The following is a 23368-nucleotide window of genomic DNA, read 5'->3' as shown; positions in this document are numbered from 1 at the left end:
TGTAAAAATTCAATGACTTTTTGAATTTACAGTAATAATACATGCGACTAATTTTAATTACTTTATTGTTGTTGATTACTATCTTAGAAGGAATTACTCAAGGAAATAGGGTTTTTTCTGGAGGAGAATTAGCAAATTACAGCATAATTGACATTTCATCCGTAAATGGAATTGCATGGTCCACTGAACGATCATCCCTACCTGGATATTTTAGTGCCTTTGATACGGCTAATTATATTGGATGTACAGATAGTGCAAATATCAACGGTTACATAAAAAAATATGGAAATCAATCCTTTATTTTTCCAATCGGAAGTGGAAATGATCTTAGAACTTTGGAAATGTCAAGTCCTTCAGTCTCAACAGACGCTTATGCATCTGCATGGATACTAGGGAATCCAAGTTTATATCTTGATCCAACCCAACCCAATGCTGGGCCACATAATATTAATTCTTTTGTTGCACCAATTGTAGTGGTAAGTCCAGATGGTCAATGGGATTGGCAAGTAGGTGCTTCTAGCAATTTAGGTCAAGGAACAACTGGGACAGGGATTGGACTTCGCATTACAGTTAGTATCCCCAATATGGTGTTATTTGCACAAACTTCATCTTTAAGATTAGTAGGATGGAACGGTATAGCATGGATAGATTTGAGTGGCGGGCCAACTGCAAGTAATAATATAGAAAATAGCACTTTGAGCGGCATTATGGTTGGAGGCATTACTGCAATTGCAATAGGAAGTGTCGAATTATTTCCTCCTTTAGCATTGAAATTAGTAGACTTTAGTTCTTCATCCAAACAATGTCAAACGGTCTTAAGTTGGACCACATTTAATGAAACGAATACTGAGCTTTTTAATGTTGAACAAAGTTTTGATGGTATTCATTTTACAAGAATTGAAACTGTCTTAGCTGCAAGAGGACCAAATGACAATTTTTACGAAATTACGATTGATCAACCAGCATATTTAGCATATTATCGATTGCATATAAAGGATACGGATGGTTCATTTTTTTATTCAGAAGTGATATCATCGCGTCGAGATTGCAATCTAAGAGAATATTTGTTGGTTTATCCAAATCCTATTGCACAACATGAGCGCCTCGTTTTAGATTTTGAAACGTATTACAGAGGCAAAGCTGAAGTTACTATATTTAATGCAATAGGGCAAAAAATTATAGTTACCCCAATTCAAATTATAAAGGCACACAACTTAATATGGACTGATTGTCAAAATCTATCCGCTGGTACTTATTTGCTTATTGTACTTACTTCGAGTGGAAACCAAATTGGTAAAACTCAAAAATTTATAGTACAATAATACTCAAAAAAATTGAATCAATGAAAGTATTAAAAATATTTATAACATCCGGTTTTATTGTTTTTTGCTTTGGAACTACATTGCTTTCTCAGATAAAAATAGGAGATAATCCTTCGTCAATAAATCGGAATTCAGTTTTAGAGATGGAGTCAAGAAACAAAGGATTGCGGTTGCCAAGAATCTCATTGATTGAAACTACAAATTCAATTCCACTAACGGAATTTGTAGAAGGAATGTTCATTTATAATGTAGCAACGCTCAACGATGTTTCCCCAGGTATATATTATTGTGATGGTTCTAAATGGCTTAAAGTCACCGCGTTGGGAAATGCCAACGATTCATGGAAACTAGATGGAAATATTGGAACGGATTCACTTAAACATTTTCTAGGAACTAAGGATCTAGCACCGTTGATTTTGAAGTCAAATAATACAGAACGAATGCGGATAACGGAAAATGGTTGGGTAGGAATTGGCACTGCTACTCCAAAAAGTGCATTACAAATACATGGTCAACTAATGATTGATAGTATATCAATCGGCGATATTAGAACTGATCAAATATTAGTAACCAGCGCCAGTGATGGGCGAATTAAAATGATCCCATCGAATTCTTTTCTTACGGGTATGCTCAAAAGTATCGAAACAGTATTGGCACAAAGTCAATCTGTATTCTATACTCCGGATACCATTTATGATCAAAGTAGAATTCAATTATTTAGAAATGGCGTTATGATTTCTTTTACTGTAAATAGCACCAATTCCATTATTTCAGAAGTCCCATGTACACAGGGAGATGAAGTTAGAATTCTACAATTAAAATAAGTATCAATTAATTAAAAAAACAAATAAATTAAAACAAAAAATTATGAAGAAGATTTTATTTTTCACCCTTTTTGCAATGACATTTAGCAGCGCCATTATGGCCCAAAAAGTTGCTACTAAAGTAATCGACAATAAAGGAACCATTAAATGGGTATTGGATAGTTCTACTGCAGTTATTACAAAATCTGATAGTACCATCTTGTATGTGACTCCAAGTCAGATGCGTGATACATTGGGTAAATTTGTTCGGTATACAGATACAGCATTAATTCTTTCATCCTATTTAAATGCTGCAAATAATGGATTAACTAAAACGGGTCATCTGGTACAATTAGGTGGAACTTTAATTCAACCTACTACAATTGCAACATCTGCGGCCAATTTCCTTGCAATTACGGGATTACAACCCGGCTCCAATACAACGGATAGTGTTATGGTTGTAAATCCAACAACTGGGCAAGTTAGATTTATTTCTGCTTCATCTCTTTTTAATTCACTAACATTTAGTAATGGTTTAACCAAAACGGGAAATCTTGTTGAACTGGGAGGCGCTTTGACGAAGCCAACAACGATTGCAACTGATGCAACAAATAATTTGAAAATTACAGGTTTGCAAAGTGGCAATTTAGCAACTGATAGTTTAGTTGTTTCAGCTGCAGATGGCACATTGAAAAGAGTGACTGCTGAATCTATTTTGCAAAGTGGAGATCAAAACTATACTGCAACAACTGGACAAGCAGTTTACGCTGTAACCAATATGCCTGGAACCGTTTCTAAAGTATGGGTATTTAGAAATGGAGCTAAACTTATTGTAACAACTGATTATACTACTTTGCCTGGAACTTGTACATTAACTCCGGCAATGTCAACTTTGGTTGTTGCTGGTGATATTATTGAAGTCCAATGGGTTAAATAATTCATAGATTTAAATTGCATTTTTGAATTTAATATAAACACCTTTAAATATTCAAGTTCAGCAACATATTTTGCAATAAAATATGTTGCTGAATTTACAATTAAAAGAAAATGAAAAATAAATATTTAATACTCATATTCCTTCTATTTATTGTAAAAACTAATGCCCAAATAGTCATCAATCCAAAAGGAACTAAGATATTAGTGGACACCAGCAAATGGGCCTTAAATGGAAATAAAATTTACAATAAAAATAGTGGAAATGTAGGAATTGGTACGACTAATCCCTTAACTCAATTTCATACTACCTTAGACGTGCGATTTGAAGGTATAGGTATTAATACAACGAATACAAAGGTCTTAACATCTGATGCTTTAGGCAATGTTACTACTAGAACATTTTCAAGTTTGTTAACTGGCAATGCAATAACTTCGATTAATGGATTAACCAATTCTGTACAAACTTTTGCAATAGGAACTGCTGGGAGTAATTTTAATATTTCATCCTCTGGTTCAATACATACATTTAATTTGCCGGATGCAAGCTCAATAAATAGAGGCGCATTGACTTTCGCAGATTGGAATACATTTAATGGAAAAGAAAATTCATTGACTTTTTCAACTGGTCTAACAAGAACTGCCAACACCATTACTGTTAATACCAGTCAAAACATAAATAGACTTTCCAATCTTACCACGAATGGTTTGATTAAAACTTCTGGAAGTATAGGAGATATATCGATTGCAACTGCAGGTACAGATTATTCAGCTGGTACAGCAGGTTTAGCTACTGGGATATTAAAATCTACGACTGGTACCGGCGCTTTAAGTATTGCAGTGGCTGCAGATTTTCCTATATTAAATCAAAATACTACGGGTAGTGCAGCGACACTAGCTACTCCTAGAAATATTCATGGTGGAAGTTTTAATGGAAGCGCAGACGTTACTAATATCATCAACTCTAACTTTGGTGGAACAGGCAATGGATTTACTAAATTTACTGGGCCCAATACAACAGAAAAAACATTTACATTACCTAATGCCAATGCATTAATTCTAACAGATAATGCAGCAGTAACTGCACCTCAAGGAGGAACAGGAATTACAAGTTATGTTATTGGTGATATCTTATATGCGAATAGTTCTACGAGTCTAAGTAGATTAGCAGATATAGCTACAGGAAATGTGTTATTGTCTGGCGGTGTATCAACTGCTCCGAGCTATGGTAAAGTAGGATTGACTACTCATATAAGCGGCGTTTTACCAATTATTAATGGTGGTACTAATTCTTCAACAGCATTAAATAATAATAGAATCATGGTTTCCTCAGGCGGTAGTATTGTGGAAGCTGCAGCTTTAACTAATGGCCAATTATTAATAGGTTCTACTGGTGCTTCTCCTATTGCAGCTACGTTATCAGCTGGTACTGGCATTGCGATTACAAATGCAGCCGGCTCAATTACTATTGCTAGTTCGATTTCAGTTATTAATCAAGCGACATCATTAGTAGATGCTATTACCACAAGTGCAACTGAAGTATTAATCCCTGGTATGACTATCACTCCAGGTGCTGGTGATTATTTAATTTTCTTTACTGGAGCAGTTGAAAATACTGGTTTTGGAGATCCAGTCACCATTTCAATTTATAGCAACGGAAGTCAAATAGCAGCTTCAGTAATTAAGTGCGAATCATTTGGTGGAATGTCAAACCCAATTGGTTCGAATGCTTATTTAACCAACTTAGGTGCAGGGCAGGCTATAGAAGTCAAGTGGAAAGTTTCTGGTGGGACAGGAACTTGTCATCAACGAACACTAATCGTCCAAAAAGTTAAATAGTTTTTCAAAACTCTACTTGAGGTATTGAGCTTTAAAAAGGAATTTAGAACAGATTATTTTTTAAAATCTGTTAACTTTATATCTTTCAATTTTTTATCTAATACTATTTCAAAATTTTTCAATTCTGCTGGACTGTGATGATTATCTGAAATGAATTTTCTTTTACCATATTCCTTTATCAAAATATTGGTATTGGGTAAGTCTGGAATGTTTTCTTTTATATCAATTGGGTAGTGATCGGATAAATTAAAAAAATCAATCTGATTCGCCGAAGATAATACTTCTGACCACCAAGTTTCAGATACTAGAGCATACCAAGTCCCTAATGGCTCTATATTATTATAACCCGTATAAATAACTATGCCATTAGTAAATAGGGTATAGGTAAATGAAGGACAAAATCCAAAACATGGGGCACGTTGATAATACAATAATGTATCTGTATTCATTGACATGGTATCATTAATTGTTAGCGAAGTTAGAAAGCGAGGAAGGGGTTTTGCTTTTTCTATAACTTCACTGTCATTTGCTGATTTAATAACTTTGGTTTTATTGTTGCAAAATACAAAAAATGAACATGATATCAAGATGAATATTATATTTTTCATAGATGTAATTATTTCTTGTTTTTAGCTTTTTCTTGTTGGATGCGTTGTTGCTCCTTCATCATCGTTTCCAATTTAGCTTGAAATCCACCTTTCTTTTTCGGTTTTGATTTATTCAATTCCAGCGTATCCCGAATTTTATCACTATCGAACAGATAATTTTTTCCAACAATAGTTTGAGCTATATTTAGCAAATTACTAAAAAACATATAACAAGTTAAACCAGCTGCAGTTTTATTAAACATGAACCAAAAAATGAATGGCATTAAATATTGCATGTACAACATTGCTGGATTTGCAGAGAAGTCCATAGTCTTCGAAGAATAATAAGTAAATATAACCGTGGAAATAACCCATAAAAATGCAAAAAGACTTAATGTATTACCAAAGAATGGTATGCTAAATGGAAGATATAGAAATTCATCATAAGACGTTAAATCAGCTGCCCATAGAAAAGATGCTTGCCTAAAGTCAATGGTCGCCGGGAAAAATCTATAAAGTGCAATCCATATTGGCATTTGTAATAATAATGGAAAACAGCCACCCAATGGATTTACGCCAAACTCATTATACATCTTCATGGTTTCCACTTGTTGCTGTTGTGCATCATCTTTATGCTTAGATTTCAGCTTTTCAATTTCAGGCTTTAATGCAGCCATTTTAGCTTGAGATTTCAGCATTTTATAAGCTAGTGGAAATACAAATAGTTTGACAATTAGGGTCATCAATAAGATGATCAAACCCATGCTACCAAAAAAGTTTTTCAAAAACAAAAACAAGGGTAGAATTAAATATCTGTTTATTGTTCCAAAAATGCTCCATCCATAAGGTATGATATCTTGAAGATTATTATTATATGCTTTTAATCTTGGATATTCATTGGGGCCAATATAGAATTGCATTTCGAAATTCTTAGCATTCAAATCATTAAATGGAATTGCGACCGTTGATTTTAATAATTTTAAGTCATCGCTATTTTCTGGTAGCATAACTGTTTCAAAAGTTCCTTGTTTGAATCCAGTTTTAGGAATCAATGAAGAATTAAAAAATTGATTGGAATGAGAGAACCATTCGATTGGTTTACCACTTAGTTCTTTTTTATCATCTTTTCTACATGAACAATAATCTGAATTTGTTTCTTTTGCTTTATAATATATAGAAGTATAAAACTTCTCATATTCATAATTTTTTTCTAATTTATCAAGATAATTTTCCCAATATAAAACCACATCATTATTGTTATTTAATCCTTCTAACCGAATGGAATAATTTAAATTGTAATTATCCGCAGACAAGGTATAATCTTGAGTAAATGCACCACCACCTGGAAGTTGAGCAGTTAAAGTTAGTTTAGTATCCGTATTTTGGATAACATCGAAATTCAAAGTGCTGGTGTGAATTTTTCCTTGATTACCTGATATTTCATAATCAAATTTATTTTTAGCATCTTCTAATAAGAACAAATCAATTTTTTCCTCTTTATGATTTTCCCCAACTTTAATTTTATGATAGTTATTTAACTTAACTCGCTTTATGGATCCACCTTTGTTGCTAAATGTAAACTCAGCTAGACTATTTTTTAAATAAATTTCTTTTTCAGGTACAACGATTTGGGCTGTACTATCAGTAGTTCTAATGGTATCTGTTGAATTCAAAACACTAGGTGCATCCTTGATTTGTTCTACCGGATTAACTGTTTTTACCAGTGCCATAGAATCTGCAAATCTTTTTTCATTAGCTTTCTCAACCATGGATGGTTTAAAGAAAAATTCACTCCAAAGCATGAGTATGGCAAAAATGAGTACAAAGCCTATGATATGATTACGTTCCATATTGATTCTATTCCATTTTATAGGCCGCAAATCTACAATATCCTTAGTGGATTGAGAAGATTATAAGTTTAGCAAAATGCTAATAATTGTTAAGATTAGACGAATTGAAATCTATAGTAATGAGATGGCTTCACAACTATCTACTAAATACTTGAATTTCAGAAATGTATATATATAATATAAATTTGAAGTATAAATTAAAATTAGACAAATGCATAATTAACTATGAAAAGCAGCTTGTAAAAGCTTTATTTATAGATTATGTATTTGAATATAAAGTGATAATAAATTAAATTAATTTATATATGAATAGATAAAATAAAATAAGGAACTTATCCACCCGTTAGCGGCAAGTTCCTCGACAGTAGTAGGTAAAATATTAAATTTTTGTAGTCGACTTTGATCATTGAACAAGTTAGTGCAAAAACTCCGACACCCGGGTATCGGAGCTAACCTTACCTATCACTACCTTAGGTTAATAACAGGTTGGCTTTTAAAATCCACACTTAAACAAATCAATTTTTTAACAACCCTAATGGTTATACTATATAGATCCATGTATCCTCTAAATTGCTGCCTGAGAAAAAAGATTTTTTTAGATTTTTTCTTGAATAATTATATATTTATTATATCAATTTATAATCACCTATAAATAAGTTAATTATGTAATTTTCTATTTGAGCCACCATTTAATACCTATATAAGGTTTTATTCCATTTAATGGAGCATAAACCTCAGAAGTCTCAAAATAGGCTGATGAGGTATTTTTACTATCTATAATAGCATGGTGTTGGGTGTAATTGGTCATATTTTCACATCCAAGATAAATCTCCCAATGCGGCTTCACATAATTGATCTGTGATTGTAAATGAAAAAATGGATTTGAAGTTTCTGAATAAAAAGCGCTCAATTGGCTTGGCAAGTACGTTTTATCGGGTAATCGCATTTTTCCAACAAAGTGGCCAGTAATATTAACGGACCAAATTTTATTATTTGACTCCCAATCTAACGAACCAAGTGCTCTCCAAGTGGGTACAAAAGGTTGAGTTCTATATCCTAGGTGGTAATTTGTTTTGGAGTTTATCCATTTACCTCCAAGTTTCAAACTAATACTTTTGATGATTGGAATTTTTATAGTTGCACCAATATGTGATGTTTTGGAATTGCCAGATAATTCATAAAAGCTGATATACTGTTTTTCAGGACGGTTATCATCTAAATCAAAAATAAGTTGCTTTTGAAAAGTAGTAATGTATGCATCTAGATTAATTTCAATTTCAGAATTGTTAATTAATGGCTTTCCAACGAGGTTAAGCCCATAATTCCATGAGGATTCATAGTTGGGTAAATCAGCTATATCAATGATTCTATTGTTTGCTAAATAATTCATATGATCAGAAAATATTCTATAGTGGCGATAACCACGGCCACCCGAAATTCTGCCTGTCCACCGGGTATTGAAATTAAATCTTGTACTGATCCGCGGCGACCAAAAAATGGTATTAGTGCTGATTTGTTCAATTCGTTGACTCAAAATGACGATCCACTTTTTTAATTCACTGTTTTCTATATCTCCATATTGAAATTGGTATTCAGCAAATAAACCTGGGATGATTTCCTTATAGTTGATTTTTTTATATTCCGATGAAAACAATTCTTCTGAAGCAATATTAATGGCTAGGGTAGGACCAATATTTAATTTGTGCATGCCTGTTTGATAAATATTCGTATACAACATTTGATACATAAATCGAGACTCTTTAGCGTTAAGTGATTTATGCTCTCCATAAGTATTATTCAAAGTTGAGTATGCCATATCGAAAATATTACCAATACTCTTATCTGGATTTGTAAATCCCAAATACCCCAAATTTCCACTAAAATTAAAATGATTCAACTTTTGTGTTACTTTATATGGATTGGGATTCGTTTTTAACTCACCACTACTTTTTTGATCCAGGATGCCCTGTACATTTAATTGGCATTCCCAATTTTTACTATAGAAGGTATTTCTCCATAATCCATTCAATCTCTTTTGATTGGGCTCGTCATAAAAATGGTCGTGATTATGATCCTTATTACTCGATGTTTGAGAACCATGCAGATAAAGACCAATGTGACTTTTTTTCGACCATGATTTATTAAGATGCAGATTTGATTCTATTCTACCGTGATAATCAGCATAGGCATTCGCATAGATTCTATGATCTTCATCAGGTTTTTTTAAGCTAATATTAATAGCGCCGGTCATACTTTGTGCACCATAAATAGCGGAACTCGCTCCTTTCAATATGTTTATTTGATTAAGCCAAGTCCCTGGAATTAAATCGTAACCTAATGAAGAAAGAATTCCAGTAAAAACGGGTCTATTTTCAACTAATTGCTGTGTATATAATCCTCTAAGTCCTAGGAATTGTATTTCTCTGTTTCCTGTTACTGCACTTGTAAAACTTAGATCTACTGCATTGCTTGTTTGAAAGCTTTCTGCGAGACTGCAACAAGCTGCCTTTCTAAACTCAGATGAATTCAGTGTTTCAACATTGGCAGGATTTAATAATGAAAAATGGTTAGAACTTCTATTTTGTGATATGGTAACTTCATTTAAAGTAATACCTTCAGTCAAAACCAGCTTAATGAAATTCTCATTTTTTGATAAGATGAATGTATCAGTAACAATTCCGGGATAAAATAACAAAAGAGTATCCTGATTAACAGTCCTATATAATACAAAAGAGCCATCTTCCTCAGTGGTTGTCCCATTATTTGTATTCAAAAAATAGATGGAGACCCCTTCTAAAGGATTGTTTTTTTGATTGTAAATAAAACCTGATAAAACTTGAGCATTGATATTAAAATGGATAGACAAAATAATACCTAAAAGAATAATACGTAACATTTAAAAAAAATTTAATGTAAATTAAATAAAAAATATAGATTAAAATTTCTTAAATGATCCTAACACAAAAATGAGGACATACGTATCCTACGTTCAAAACCAGAAATACTAAGGTTAATAGGGTTTAAACTAATTAATGTATTTTTTTCGACAACTTTGTTGAGTAAAAAAAATGGAGTTTGCCATGAAATGATTGCAATATCCAATTTAAGATGATCTTGTGGATTCGTAAAACCAATAGCTTTTGAAGAACTAAATGTTATTTCTTGTTTACTGCAAGTGCCTTTTTTAATTTTGGAGCTTTTAAGGCAAGATATTCCAATTTGTTTTGAGTTACCTACTTTATACCTTGTAAAGCATTTGTCTTTTTTTGGCAAAAAAGAAACAGTCGTTTTCTTTAAACAGCAGCAATAAGAACTAAATAGATTAACACCGATCTGAGCAACGAGAAGTTGAAAGATGACCAGAAAGATGAATGGTTTAGATTGCATAATTAACAATACATTTCATACGACCTCTTTAAAACGAAATTTAAAGCAAATTGTTCATTGTCATTAATTCTCTTTGTGCTAAACATTTCGCTATCTTTACTAGTATTAATTGGGTTTATGAAAAACATTCAAGTTGTTGATATTGAGGCTATTGAAAAAATGATCTATAATTGGAATCAAAATCACTCGAAGCAGTTTAGAAATGATAAAAGTATGATATCAAAGGATGTTCAAGAGTGTTTTCAAAATTGGATTGGATTAGAACCTTTTGAATTCTTCCAATATATTACCGCAGAAAAAATTATGGATAATTTGGGCTTGATTAATCAAGGACTTTTTCAAAATTCTAAAGAAAATTCTTCTCAAGCCCTATTGAATGAAACTTATTTTAGCTTAAAAAAAAATTCTAATCCGGTAAGTATTAAAAAAGGTATACAATTTGAACTTTCTTTTGAATTTTTTGATAGTCCTTTTGGTCGGATGCTTATAGTTTCATCTCTTGAAGGTATTTGCTATTTGCATTTTGTCCGTTCTGAAAAAAATTCACTTGAACAATTGAAATTGCAATTTCCAATGGCTCAATTTAAGGAACAGTCCAATAAATGGCATCATGATGTACAGCTGTTTATTTTCCTAAATCAAACACCAGAGAATATTATCCCATTACACATTCAAGGAACTCCTTTTCAATTTCAAGTGTGGAACCATTTACTTAAGATTCCTTTTGGGGCATTAAAGACCTATGGCATGATTTCAAACGAACTTAATAATCCCATGTCATCAAGAGCTGTTGGAAAGGCCGTTGGTTCTAATCCCATTGCCTTTATTATTCCATGTCATAGGGTAGTTCCGGCTTCGGGTATTATTGGCCATTATATGTGGGGCAAGGAGAAGAAACAGGCAATCATTGGATGGGAAATGCACCATTCTCAGATTCTTTCATAATTGTTAATACTATTTATTTTGGTTGTTTAATAGTTTCCTGATTATAGCATAAAATGAAGTTAATGACCTTGTTTGATACAGATCCACAATTTAATTTATTACCTAGCGATGGACTAGTGCGTTATTTTGGTAAAATTATTGATCAACAGCTATCTGATGGCTTTTATCATTATCTTTTAAATAAGATAGACTGGAAACAAGATGAAGCTATCATATTTGGCAAACACTTGTACACAAAAAGAAAAGCTGCCTGGTATGGTGACAAACCCTATGCTTATACGTATTCTAAAACTACCAAAGTAGCCTTGCCTTGGACTGCCGAATTACTTGAACTTAAACAGTTTGCAGAAAAAATTACAGGAATTAACTCTAATTCATGTTTATTAAACCTTTACCATAATGGAACTGAAGGTATGGCTTATCATAGTGATGACGAAGTTGCACTTGGACCAAGACCAGAAATTGCATCTTTCAGCTTTGGTGCCGAACGTAAATTTCTGTTCAAGCATAAACAAAATGGAGAACTTGTTTCAATGGTTTTAGAACATGGAAGTTTACTAACAATGGAAGGTGAAACTCAGAAATATTGGTTGCACCGATTACCACAGACCAAGAAAATAACAACACCTAGAATCAATTTAACCTTTAGAAAAATTTTTGATTAACCGTTCACTATTATTTATTTTAAAATAGTATTTCTCTTGTAACTAGTCAGGTAACAATAAGATAGGTTTGTTTTTGTCATCATTTTTGCAAAAAAATCAGGCAAAAATTTACCGTTGCTTCGAACGGCACAAGCCGCCAAAAACATTAAACTTTTAACCTATACGACGGATTTTATCCGTCACAAAAAATGGTTCGCCCATACTGGCTTATGACCTGAATAGTTACTTGCTGTTAAATATTTATTGCTTAATGAAGCTTTGTGTATGGACAATGCCATTTACTTTAGCTTGAATGAGATAAGTTCCGTTTGGTAAATTTCTGATATTGATGGAATTAGAAATGGTTCCATCTATTTTGGATTCTTTTAAAATGTTTCGAAGAACCTTGCCCTCCAAAGAAACGAGTTGCAATGAAACTTCACTTTTTTTGTCTAATTCAATTTGCATATAGAGTATGTCATTTGTTGGATTAGGAAATAATGAAAATGAAATTTTATATTCTGAACTTGTTAACTTAACATCTGATATTGTTTTTTGAATTGACCATGTCACTGTACTAAAATGTTTGGTAGAATGTTTATCTATGTTCAAAAAGTTTGTTGTGTCTTCACAAACCACACTTAAAGCATGAAGGCCAGGAGTAAGATTTTTTTGCTTGATTTGAATGGATTCTACATTGCTTTGTAGTGGTATCCCATCTAGTTTCCAATCTAATTTGAGTGTGTTAACATTAGGCTTCATCAACTTTAATAAATCGAAATGAAGTATCGAATCAGAACTATTGACCGTCAAATTTTCAGGAGCATAACTAACTATAGGATTAACAAGCCCATGAATTCGTTCTATTAATGCTTCTTTACAAACACTACAATACGAATAACCTAAACTTTGCATTTTACAATTTGTGCTAGGTTTGTACCATTGAGCAGAATTGCCTCCACAACAATGTTGGTAAATTCCAATACCATTAATGTTCATCCAATTTTTCCATTTAACCAATAAGGGATTGGTCTCTTTGGTCATATTTACACGTTCCCCTGCATACCCATCTCCTGCATAATATTCATCAGAAAGTGCAGCAAAGGAATGTCCAATTTCATGCGCATAAATTTCATTGCTGGCAGTATTTAAAGTTGTAGTCGCATAAGAACCTCCACTGCCACCATAATATGACGTATTGGCTAGAATACAAACTTGATCATAATTCGGGAAATTTTTTGATAACGTCATAGCAATATTAGTATAATTGGTTGGAACCACTAATCTATGGATGCTATTTGCATCAAAAGTGCAACCAAAATAGGTGTTTGGGTTTGTAATAGGAACTGAATTACCACAGTCAGGGGCCGTATTCGGATGCTTAGTACCAGTCTCTTGGGAAATTACTTTTATGGCAAATACATTGAAGTAGTTGTTATAGTTGGACCACGGAGATTGGCTAAATAAGTAATTGGATAATTTTTTTGCATCAAAAATAAAAGTATCGAGTTGGTTAGCGGTATAGCCATCACCTAAAATAACTATATTTATAAATTTAGAAATATCACCATTGTATTGTAAAGTATCGACTTTGAAATTTTGAGCATTGTTTGTTGAAAATATAGAATTAAATATGATCGAAAGTAAAATAATTTTTTTCATAATGATAATTTAATCGTGGAGAGTAATTTTTTGGATGATTGATTATGGTACTCACTTATTTTCAAAGTAGCATTTTGACCTATCCATTGTAATCTAATAAAAAATTCAGCTGTGTTTAATTTCAATTGTTTAGATTTTAATTGGTCATGTTCATCTACATATTCTATGTTTTTATATAAAGGATGTTCTATGAATATAGACTTGACTGATGTGTTCTGATCAAATAATTCAAATTGAAGTTTGGAATTCCAATTCGTAAATTCTTGAGTTTCTGGTTTAAATGAACCTGCTGAAAAGGTCTGATTTAGTAATTCAATCTTATTGCTATTACTCATTGAATCTTTGGATATTCTAAATGTAAGGAAACAAATGTTCGGGCTACTATTGTTAATTGTAATTTCCTTTTGGTGGCTTAACTTGTGCTGACAACAAACTGATGATAAAAGTAGAAAAGTAAGTAAAACAAAACTTCTAGCTAACATAAAATGATATCATCCAATAGCGTTCAAAATTGAACTAAATTTATGTAAATTTAATAGGAAAATTTCAGGTATGTTAGATTTGAATAATGTTTTTAGATAAAATTTGTTGATTGAAACAATTTACTAACTACAAAGCCAGAAAATGAATTAACCAAAGCCTTGATATTTCAATCTGTTAATTGGCTATCAATCAACTGATTCAAATCATCCATGAAAGTGATTTAAATCAGATCTTTCTATCAGAAACATTCTACCTTAGCCTAAAATTATGAATAACATGGATTATCAAGGAAAAAAAGTTGTTGGAGTTTGGATTGACCACAAACATGCTTATGTGATTGGAAACGCTGACAGTCAGCATGATGGAACGTATGATGTCTTACATAAAATAGAGGCCCCTCATATGACCGATCACAATAATAGTGAGAAAACACACCATACTAAGGAGACGATTCAACTGCATCATTTGTACAAAGATGTATCAAAGCATCTCGAATCCGCAGATGCGATTTACATCATTGGACCAGGTACGGCACAAGAAGAATTAAAGAACTATTTAAAAGAGAGCCAACATTTCAAAAATAAAGAAATTCAATTGGGGACAGCAGATCATTTAACAATGAACCAAATGGTGGCTCAAGTTCGCACACATTTCTATCATAATTAAAAGAATTAGTTAAAGAGACATCTAATCTTTTACTAATTCTCTTGAGATGACCAGTTTTTGAATTTCAGAGGTGCCTTCTCCGATGGTACACAATTTGGAGTCTCTGAAGAATTTTTCAACTGGGAAGTCCTTAGTGTATCCATATCCGCCAAACACTTGTATGGCATCAGTTGCGATTTGGACACAAATCTCAGAAGCATATAATTTGGCCATTGCAGATTCCTTCGACATTTTCTGATGGTTGTCTTTCATTTTACCTGCTTGGCGCGTCAAAAGCTCTGCGGCTTCAATTTTAACGGCCATATCTGCTAGTTTAAAACCAATGCCTTGAAATTGAGCGATGGGTTGACCAAATTGTTGCCTTTCTTTAGAATACTTAACTGCCGCTTCATAGGAGCCTTTTGCAATTCCTAAAGCTAAAGCCGCAATACTAATTCTTCCACCATCTAAAATTTTCATAGCTTGAATAAAACCATCTCCGACATTACCCAGAACTTGAGATTTAGGAATTCTACATTGATCAAAAATCATTTCGGCTGTCTCTGAGGCTCTCATTCCCAATTTGTTTTCTTTCTTGCCTCCAGAAAACCCGGGTGTGCCACGTTCTACTATAAATGCAGTCATTCCTCTACTGTCCAATAAATCACCCGTTCTAGCTATCACTACCGCAACATGACCTGAAATACCGTGTGTAATCCAGTTTTTTGTACCATTCAATATCCAAGAATCTCCATCCTCCTTGGCTACACATTGCATTCTGATGGCATCTGATCCCGTATTGGCTTCTGTAAGTCCCCAGGCTCCAATCCATTGTCCGCTAGCTAACAGTGGTAAATATTTTTGTTTCTGTTCTTCATTTCCAAAAGTCATAATATGGCCAGTACATAGGGAATTGTGTGCTGCTACCGATAATCCAATGGAACTGCATACTTTTGTAATCTCTTCAATTACAGTTATATATTCCTGATAGCCCAAACCCGATCCACCATATTTTTCAGGAACTAAAACGCCAAGGAAACCTTGTTTTCCTAAGTTGTGCATTAAATCCATTGGAAAATGCTGGGATTCATCCCATTCCATGACATGTGGTCTGATATTCGCTTCTGCAAATTGAGATGCACTTTGTCGGATTAGCTCTAGATTATCGGTCGAATGTATTGGCATTAGTATAGTTTGTGCAAATCTACAAAAACATTTTGTTTTCAAAAGCCTATACTAACAGTGCTCCAATACAAGACCAATCAAGTCATTCCAACTTTCTACTTTTCGATTCGATTGACTGAGCCTGATCCCATTTTGGAAGTATTCAATTTAGGGTCACCTATATAGTCAACATCTCCACTTCCTAATAATTGAACATTTAATTGTTCACTTACAGACAATCGAACATTACCTGATCCCATTAAGACAACGGTTGCATTCTTCGAAGAAGTATGTTCACAAGTAACGTCACCAGAGCCATTTAAATTGATATTCATGGATTCGCTACTACCTTCATTGATAATGTTTCCTGAGCCTAATAAATCAACATTAATATGGGATGAGTTAAATTTGGTAGAAATATCACCTGAACCTGTTAATTTGATGGCAACATTTGATTCTGCAAATTCATTTTGCATAACTACATTTCCGCTACCTAAGTATTCTATGCTACGTAATGTTGGACATTGGATAATAATTTTCACACTGTTATGGGAGTGATTTGTAATATTCTCTTTAGGTTCAATGACTAAAACAGAATCGATTACTTCGATTTTTGTTAAAGAAATTATTTGAGAATCCCCCTCCATAGTTAGGTTATTAGCACCATTAGTTATTTGTATTTCATAATCACCTAAAGCTTTTATACTGTGGTAATCAGCAAGGTTAATTGTTTTATTAATATCAGGTGCATTATGTTGTATTCTAATTAATGGGTTATTATAAATCTGGTTCTTACCATAAATCATAACGATAAGAATAGAAATTAAAATGGAGGCTAATCCTACTAATAATATTTTATTACTAATTTTCATTTGAATTGTTTTAATGGATAATTGAATAGTTGATTATATTTTTAATTGGAAATGGAAGTATACAATGCTTGCCATTCGGCTTCTGTAATACCTAACATCTTCATTTGGCGAATAGTTTCTGGTAATACTTCTCTTACAAATTCATTCTTTTTGATCTGCAGTGTTTTTTCAAAAGATTGCTCACAAAGAAAGAAACCAATGCCTCTTTTTTGGAATATAATTTCTTCATCTTGCAACCATTGATAGGTGCGTTGAACTGTATTTGGATTGACTTGCACTGTGGTAGCCATTTCTCTAACAGAAGGAATTCGATCACCATCGACAACTCTTTTTTTGAGTATATCTTCAAGTAAGACTTCGGCAATCTGCATATATATGGGTTGATGTTTTCTAAAGTCCATTATAGTTCTTTTTCTTTTAATTTAAAATACGAAACCGTTATAAAAAATACATATGTAACTAGGTATACTATCGATTTTACATAAACTGAATTGAATGCCTCAAACATTGGAAAATCCACATCTACATTTCTGCTGTTAAAACTCCAACCATCTATAACATCATAAAAAATGATCTTCATAGCGAACAATGAAAAAATACAAATTGCAAAGAATACAGCAACTAAGCCTGCACCCGTTTTTAAAATTGAATTTTTTGGCATCCAAACTGATCCTGCGAAAAATATGGATTGTGCTAAAGATAAACTCAATATAAATTTTACAATATCATTGATTGGAAAGTATGCATATGTTAGATTTTTGGTGCTTAATGCATTAATTACAAAAGTAAATGCATAGGAGTACAGTATATAGCATACGATAAAGAAAATGGGAATTAAGATTGAGACAATAGACCATTTCGAGAGAATTTTCTCTAATGTAGATGCGGGTAATGCTAAATATTGTTGTTTACTTGCCGGATTGATTAACTCAGAAAAGCTTATACTAGACCATATAATTCCCATAATGGCTACGGACATTACTAAAGAATCAATATTGATTGTATTATGCAAATTTGAGTTTGAAAACAATTGGACCAAGACACCGATACTCAAACCTCCAAATACACCTCCAATAGCATATAAAAAGGGTCTTTTGGCATGGTTGATTTCACGTTTTAATAAGATCATAAAACGTTTAGATGAAAAAATTATGGATTGATTAGACATGATTATTTTTTTTAATAATGGTAATAATTTATTTAGATAAACGACGCTTTAGAACTGTTTGAATTTCTTTTTTATTGATAAGTATAGCATTAAAAAGTATTTCAATATCAACATCGGATAATTCACCAGTTGTATTTTCTTTGATGGTTTGATAACCACCAGCTACACGTTCACAATAAATGAATCCTGTAGGTTCTGAAGATGTGTACTGCATTTCAAATACAAAAGCACTGGCTATTTCTTCAATAGAATATTGAAAAATCACCTGACCATTTTCAACGATGATTATAGGATCAATAAGATTAACCATATCTCGAACTTGGTGTGTTGATATGATGATCATCCGTTCATCTAGCATGGCTTCTGTCATAATTTTTCTAAATTGACTTTTAGATGGAATATCCAATCCATTAGTAGGCTCATCTAAAATTAAAATTTTAGAATTGGTTGCAACTGCAAAACACAAAAGCACTTTTTTCTTTTGACCGAATGAAAGTTTTTCCATGTTTAAACCACCTTCCAAACCAAAGTCGGTCAACATTTTAAAAAAACTGTCGTAATCAAATTTTGGATAAAATGGGGCATAAGTGTACAAATAGGTGAGGATACTCATATTTGGAATATTGGGCTCCTCCTGGACAAAATAGATGTCCGATAACATGTAAGGATGTCGATCTTCAGGATTATAACCCAACACATCGCAAGTACCCGATTTTGGATATACCAATCCATTGATGAGACGGAGTAGGGTAGTTTTACCAGCTCCATTTCGTCCTAATAAACCATAAATGTTACCCGGATGAAGCTCTAAATTTAGGTCTTCAAATAATGGTTTCTTTTTGTTGTAGTGAAAACTAACGTCTTGTAATTGTATCATTTTATATTGTTTTAGTGTATTACATAACTAATACAGTGCAAATGTAATATGCTAATTTTGAATTATGCAAACTATTTTTAATAAAAGTTAAACATATATATTTATAATATGCATAATAATATGTAATACAATTACTTAATTGTAATTTTATTTTAAAAATAATTTAATTTTTTTGAGGATTTAGATGATTTATATATGAAATAATGAAAATGAAATGTATTGTTGGTTAATAATTAAGCCCATTGTTGCAAAAACTCAGTAACCCGTTCATCAGTCCGGATGTCTTTCCAACTTAACTTTTGAGTGAGGTAAATACCATCCAGTGTTTTGCAACGACTTAACGCAACATAAACCTGTCCATTTTCAAATGCTCCTTTGCCAAGATCTATTATAACATGTTCGAATGTTTTGCCCTGACTCTTATGTATGGTAACAGCCCATGCTAATTTAACCGGTAATTGAGTAAAGGATCCAATGACATCTGTTTTTATTTCAGTGCCTTCCATAGTGTACCTTATAATTTCCCAAATTACAGGATGAATTTCTATTGCTTTATCTTGATTTTCAATTCTAACGATGATACTATTCTCCTTTAATTCCTCTATAATTCCTAAACTCCCATTTACAAAATTTTTCCCAGGATCGTTGCGCATCGTCATGATTTGTGCTCCTTGTTTCAACAACAAATGTTGATCGAGTGGATATTGGCTAGGTTTAATTAAACCTTCAATTTTTGCTGTATATATTTTCGAAGGGTGGTCTATTTCTTCTAATTTCTTCAGATTGATTTGTTGTGCAGCAGCATTAGTAGATGTAAGTGTAATGATTACATTGGATTGATCCGATGGGATGGGTACACAACGTTCATTGATTTCATCCAAAGTTTCATGATCCGCATCATTTAATCGTATTTCATTAAGAAGTTTAATAAATCGTTTGTCTTGTTGTCTGAAAATGTGACTGAGTTCTACCAATTGAAATGATTTTAATTCTTTCATAACATGGGCAGAAAAGAAATAGGGAGACTCATATTCTGTTTTAAAATAGCTTCTTTCTTCAGGACTACTGACTATGGGTGGAAGTTGATATAAATCGCCAATCCATAACATCGGAATACCACCAAATGGAATATTTTTATGTGTAGACAAACGCAGTATATGATCTATATGATCCAGCATGTCAGCTCGAACCATACTTATTTCGTCGATAATGATGCGATCGATTTTTTTCACCATAGATGAAGAAATAAGCTTATAATCCTTGGCTTGGATCCATCCTGGCGGAAATCTAAAAAAGGAATGTATCGTCTGTCCTCGAACATTTATAGCAGCAACTCCGGTCGGCGCCAAAATGATTAAATTATTCTGATGGAGCCTTTTATAAATATTCAACAAGGTCGACTTACCAGTTCCTGCTTTTCCGGTAAGAAACAAAACACCTGCATGGGTATGAATCTGATCTAGTACATCATGTTGTTCAGGATTCAGACTAAACACCAATTTATCCTCCAAACTATTTAGGTCATTATTTATGGGTATCGAGTCAGTTTGGTTCATACTAATTGCACAACTTGCTTTTGATCTACAATAATAAGACTATTTATTTCATATAAAGTTCATCAAAAATAAAAATGCATTTATTTACCACTGTACTACTTAATAAAATGACTCAAATTAATTCATCAAATAAATACATATAGAGATTACAGGTTGTATCTTTAGACTATGAGAAAATTAATATTTACAACAACAATAGCATTAGTATTCATGAATGTTACGATGACACAGATTACTGATTGGGAATCGCGTGGTATAGGTGGTGGAGGCGCCTTGTATAATCCATCATTTAATCCAATTGACCCCAGTGAGATATTTACTGTGTGTGATTTGGGAGCTGTATTTAAAACAACTAACAATGGTAATCTTTGGACTAATATTCCCTTTACGCAATTGGTAGGGTGGCATGAAAGTCAAATGATTTATTCCAATAATCAAACACGCTATATGATCAGTTCAGTTAATGAAGAGAATACTGCATTAACAAGCTTAGATGGGGGAGTTAGTTGGAAACCATTGAACAATTATCCACAAGCTAATACTGCCGTTTATTATATTAATTGCGATTATAATAAACCAAACAGATTGGTCATTTCTCACTATGATGGGCTCTATTTTTCATCTAATGGTGGGATGAGCTATACTACGATTAAATCAGCCAATGATTTATTTATAGGTGGTAGTGTTTTCTTTGGAGATACGATTATTGTTGCCACAGCAATTGGTCTGCAAGTATCTCAAAATGGGGGAAATAACTGGAAAGAAGTTTCATTAACTGGTCTACCATCGGGAGAACGAATCAAATCTTTTGCAGCTGCCCGGATCAATAATCAAATTCGATGTGCTATATTAACTTTTAATCAAGGTGATATTTATCCTGGTTACACACCTTCCGATGGATACCAAGGTTATGCAAAAGGAATTTACACTTTGGAAGGCATTTCTGGAACTTGGAAAAATGTAACCAACAACGTCAATTTATCATCTAATGATCCTATTTTTATAGGTATGGCGGAAAACGACCTTAATGTAATATATGCGGCTGGAGGAAGTGCATCAGGAGAACCTACAGTTTTGAAAAGCATTAATGCTGGACAATCCTGGACTAACACATTTATGACAAGCCAAAATAAAAACATCTCTACAGGTTGGTCTGGTGCTCAAGGTGACCGCGCATGGACCTATGGTGAGGCTGCATGGGGATTCAGTGTTGCTAAATGGAATAGCAACATAGCTGCAATGACTGACTTAGGATACATTCATACCACACAGAACGGTGGGTTAACCTGGGAGGCTAAATATGTTAATCCAAACTCATTGAATCCAATAAATATCAATACACCTAAACTTAAAAACTATAAAGGATGTGGTCTTGAAAATACAACCAGCTGGCAAATATTATGGGCGGATAGCAACACGATGCATGTTGGATTTTCTGATATTAACGGCATTTCGAGTAAAGACAAAGGTGAAACCTGGAGCATCATTAATGGCTTAAATTCAAATAGTGTTTACCGCCTTGTGAAACATACCAATGGAATTATTTATGCTGCGACTAGTAGTATTCATGATATGTATCAGACCACAAGAATTCAAGACGGAACCTTAGACAATGGGCGTGGAACTATTGCCATGAGCGCAGATAATGGCATTTCATTTACCCTAATGCATGATTTTAATAATCCGGTGGTATGGATTGCAACAGATCCAACTGATGATAACAGAATGTATGCTTCAGTTATTGATGGCTCAATTGGCGGTATTTATACCACAACTAACCTGAAGGCAGGAACTTCAAGCACCTGGACAAAACTACCCAATCCTCCAAGAACTCAAGGTCATCCATTTAACATAGTCGTTTTAAAAAATGGTGATTTAGTAGTTACATTTAGTGCGCATGCGAATTCAAATCGCAGTACATTTTATAATCGCAGTGGCGTGTTTTATAGCAAAGACAAGGGTCAGACCTGGATGGACAGAACGGATGTAAACATGCAATACTATACCAAAGACATCACCATTGATCCTTCTGATCCATCAGAAAGTACTTGGTATGCTACAGCATTTCAAGGATGGGCCAATACGCCAAGGGGCACCAATGGGCTATATAAAACCAAAGATAAAGGCATCACATGGACTCCTATTTTGAAGGATATGAATATTAATTCATGTACTATAAACCCTAAAAATACCAAAGAAATGTATGTCTGTTCAGAATCCAATGGATTGTTGGTATCATCAGACCACGCTGCTTTCAGTCCAATATTTAATCCGGTAAATTCCTACGTCTATCAGCATCCGGAGCGTATTTTTTTTAACCCCTATAATAATGAAATTTGGGCAACATCTTTCGGAAATGGGATTCGTAAAGGAATAGAAAAGATACAAACCGGAGTGTTTCAAAATGATGACAAATCTATTTCACTTAGTCTTTATCCTAATCCGGCACAAGATCAATTGAGCTTAACAAATTTAGGATCAGAAATAAATTATCGGATTATTGATTTATATGGGCATCTTTTGATTACAGGTTTTACGGTAAATCATTCATTATCAATATCCATGATTCCACCTGGCCTTTACTTTTTGCTAATAGACCATAAGGTCTTACGATTTGTTAAAAAATAATTT

At 33.1% G+C, this 23368-nt stretch carries 20 protein-coding genes; 8 read left to right on the top strand and 12 right to left on the bottom strand.

What is annotated here, in order from left to right; genetic code table 11:
• Positions 1-41: 41 nt before the first annotated feature.
• The 4 genes from IPK88_15960 to IPK88_15945 all read left to right on the top strand — a co-directional run bounded on the left by IPK88_15960 (position 42) and on the right by IPK88_15945 (position 4897).
• On the top strand, positions 42-1322 hold the full coding sequence (locus IPK88_15960) for a T9SS type A sorting domain-containing protein (GenBank protein MBK8244921.1): 1281 nt from the start codon (positions 42-44) through the stop codon (positions 1320-1322).
• 20 nt (positions 1323-1342) lie between these two features.
• Positions 1343-2146 (top strand): hypothetical protein, encoded by an 804-nt coding sequence (locus IPK88_15955; GenBank protein ID MBK8244920.1) that lies wholly within the window; start codon positions 1343-1345, stop codon positions 2144-2146.
• A 43-nt stretch (positions 2147-2189) separates the two neighbouring features.
• Positions 2190-3062: a hypothetical protein gene (locus IPK88_15950; GenBank protein ID MBK8244919.1), complete on the top strand. Its 873-nt coding sequence runs from the start codon at positions 2190-2192 to the stop codon at positions 3060-3062.
• A gap of 110 nt (positions 3063-3172) precedes the next feature.
• The gene (locus IPK88_15945; GenBank protein MBK8244918.1) at positions 3173-4897 is read left to right on the top strand and encodes a hypothetical protein; all 1725 of its coding nucleotides are present in this window, start codon (positions 3173-3175) and stop codon (positions 4895-4897) included.
• Between the two features lie 53 nt (positions 4898-4950).
• On the opposite strand, the gene IPK88_15940 is transcribed toward IPK88_15945, so the two are convergent.
• The 4 genes from IPK88_15940 to IPK88_15925 all read right to left on the bottom strand — a co-directional run bounded on the left by IPK88_15940 (position 4951) and on the right by IPK88_15925 (position 10721).
• Positions 4951-5505, bottom strand: coding sequence for a hypothetical protein (locus IPK88_15940; protein ID MBK8244917.1), 555 nt, complete (start codon positions 5503-5505; stop codon positions 4951-4953).
• Positions 5506-5513: 8 nt separating this feature from the next.
• Positions 5514-7334 (bottom strand): membrane protein insertase YidC, encoded by a 1821-nt coding sequence (gene yidC, locus IPK88_15935; protein MBK8244916.1) that lies wholly within the window; start codon positions 7332-7334, stop codon positions 5514-5516.
• A 673-nt stretch (positions 7335-8007) separates the two neighbouring features.
• The gene (locus IPK88_15930) at positions 8008-10230 is read right to left on the bottom strand and encodes a carboxypeptidase-like regulatory domain-containing protein (protein ID MBK8244915.1); all 2223 of its coding nucleotides are present in this window, start codon (positions 10228-10230) and stop codon (positions 8008-8010) included.
• A gap of 59 nt (positions 10231-10289) precedes the next feature.
• Complete coding sequence (locus IPK88_15925; protein ID MBK8244914.1) at positions 10290-10721, bottom strand: hypothetical protein; 432 nt, start codon at positions 10719-10721, stop codon at positions 10290-10292.
• Between the two features lie 117 nt (positions 10722-10838).
• On the opposite strand from IPK88_15925, the gene IPK88_15920 reads away from it, so the two are divergent.
• Positions 10839-11666 carry a methylated-DNA--[protein]-cysteine S-methyltransferase gene (locus IPK88_15920; protein ID MBK8244913.1) on the top strand — a complete coding sequence of 276 codons (828 nt, stop codon included), beginning with the start codon at positions 10839-10841 and terminating at the stop codon, positions 11664-11666.
• A gap of 62 nt (positions 11667-11728) precedes the next feature.
• Positions 11729-12331, top strand: a complete 603-nt coding sequence (locus IPK88_15915) for an alpha-ketoglutarate-dependent dioxygenase AlkB (protein ID MBK8244912.1) — start codon at positions 11729-11731, stop codon at positions 12329-12331.
• Between the two features lie 240 nt (positions 12332-12571).
• On the opposite strand, the gene IPK88_15910 is transcribed toward IPK88_15915, so the two are convergent.
• On the bottom strand, positions 12572-13972 hold the full coding sequence (locus tag IPK88_15910) for a T9SS type A sorting domain-containing protein (protein MBK8244911.1): 1401 nt from the start codon (positions 13970-13972) through the stop codon (positions 12572-12574).
• On the bottom strand, positions 13969-14307 hold the full coding sequence (locus IPK88_15905) for a hypothetical protein (GenBank protein ID MBK8244910.1): 339 nt from the start codon (positions 14305-14307) through the stop codon (positions 13969-13971). Before IPK88_15905 ends, IPK88_15910 begins: the two co-directional genes overlap by 4 nt.
• Before the next feature lie 415 nt (positions 14308-14722).
• On the opposite strand from IPK88_15905, the gene IPK88_15900 reads away from it, so the two are divergent.
• Entirely contained in the window at positions 14723-15121 is a 399-nt protein-coding gene (locus tag IPK88_15900; protein MBK8244909.1) for a hypothetical protein, read from the top strand.
• 21 nt (positions 15122-15142) lie between these two features.
• Here the strand turns inward: IPK88_15900 and IPK88_15895 are convergent, their stop codons facing one another.
• From IPK88_15895 to IPK88_15870, 6 genes are all read right to left on the bottom strand, one after another.
• Positions 15143-16285, bottom strand: a complete 1143-nt coding sequence (locus IPK88_15895; protein MBK8244908.1) for an acyl-CoA dehydrogenase family protein — start codon at positions 16283-16285, stop codon at positions 15143-15145.
• A 95-nt stretch (positions 16286-16380) separates the two neighbouring features.
• A complete protein-coding gene (locus IPK88_15890; protein MBK8244907.1) occupies positions 16381-17136 on the bottom strand; it encodes a DUF2807 domain-containing protein in 756 nt (251 codons plus the stop codon).
• A gap of 41 nt (positions 17137-17177) precedes the next feature.
• Complete coding sequence (locus IPK88_15885) at positions 17178-17537, bottom strand: GntR family transcriptional regulator (protein ID MBK8244906.1); 360 nt, start codon at positions 17535-17537, stop codon at positions 17178-17180.
• Positions 17537-18304 carry a hypothetical protein gene (locus IPK88_15880; protein ID MBK8244905.1) on the bottom strand — a complete coding sequence of 256 codons (768 nt, stop codon included), beginning with the start codon at positions 18302-18304 and terminating at the stop codon, positions 17537-17539. The genes IPK88_15885 and IPK88_15880 overlap by 1 nt, the downstream gene beginning before the upstream one ends.
• 28 nt (positions 18305-18332) lie before the next feature.
• On the bottom strand, positions 18333-19181 hold the full coding sequence (locus IPK88_15875; GenBank protein MBK8244904.1) for an ABC transporter ATP-binding protein: 849 nt from the start codon (positions 19179-19181) through the stop codon (positions 18333-18335).
• Between the two features lie 233 nt (positions 19182-19414).
• Positions 19415-20737 carry an AAA family ATPase gene (locus IPK88_15870; protein ID MBK8244903.1) on the bottom strand — a complete coding sequence of 441 codons (1323 nt, stop codon included), beginning with the start codon at positions 20735-20737 and terminating at the stop codon, positions 19415-19417.
• A 168-nt stretch (positions 20738-20905) separates the two neighbouring features.
• Here IPK88_15870 and IPK88_15865 point away from each other — a divergent pair, with 168 nt between their 5' ends.
• Positions 20906-23365, top strand: a complete 2460-nt coding sequence (locus IPK88_15865; protein MBK8244902.1) for a T9SS type A sorting domain-containing protein — start codon at positions 20906-20908, stop codon at positions 23363-23365.
• The last annotated feature ends 3 nt before the right edge of the window (positions 23366-23368 follow it).

This window comes from Candidatus Defluviibacterium haderslevense (assembly GCA_016712225.1).
GTDB classification, from domain to species: domain Bacteria; phylum Bacteroidota; class Bacteroidia; order Chitinophagales; family Saprospiraceae; genus Vicinibacter; species Vicinibacter haderslevensis.
The sequence above is the reverse complement of the archived record's forward strand: the minus strand, read 5'-3'. Positions and strand labels throughout refer to the sequence as shown.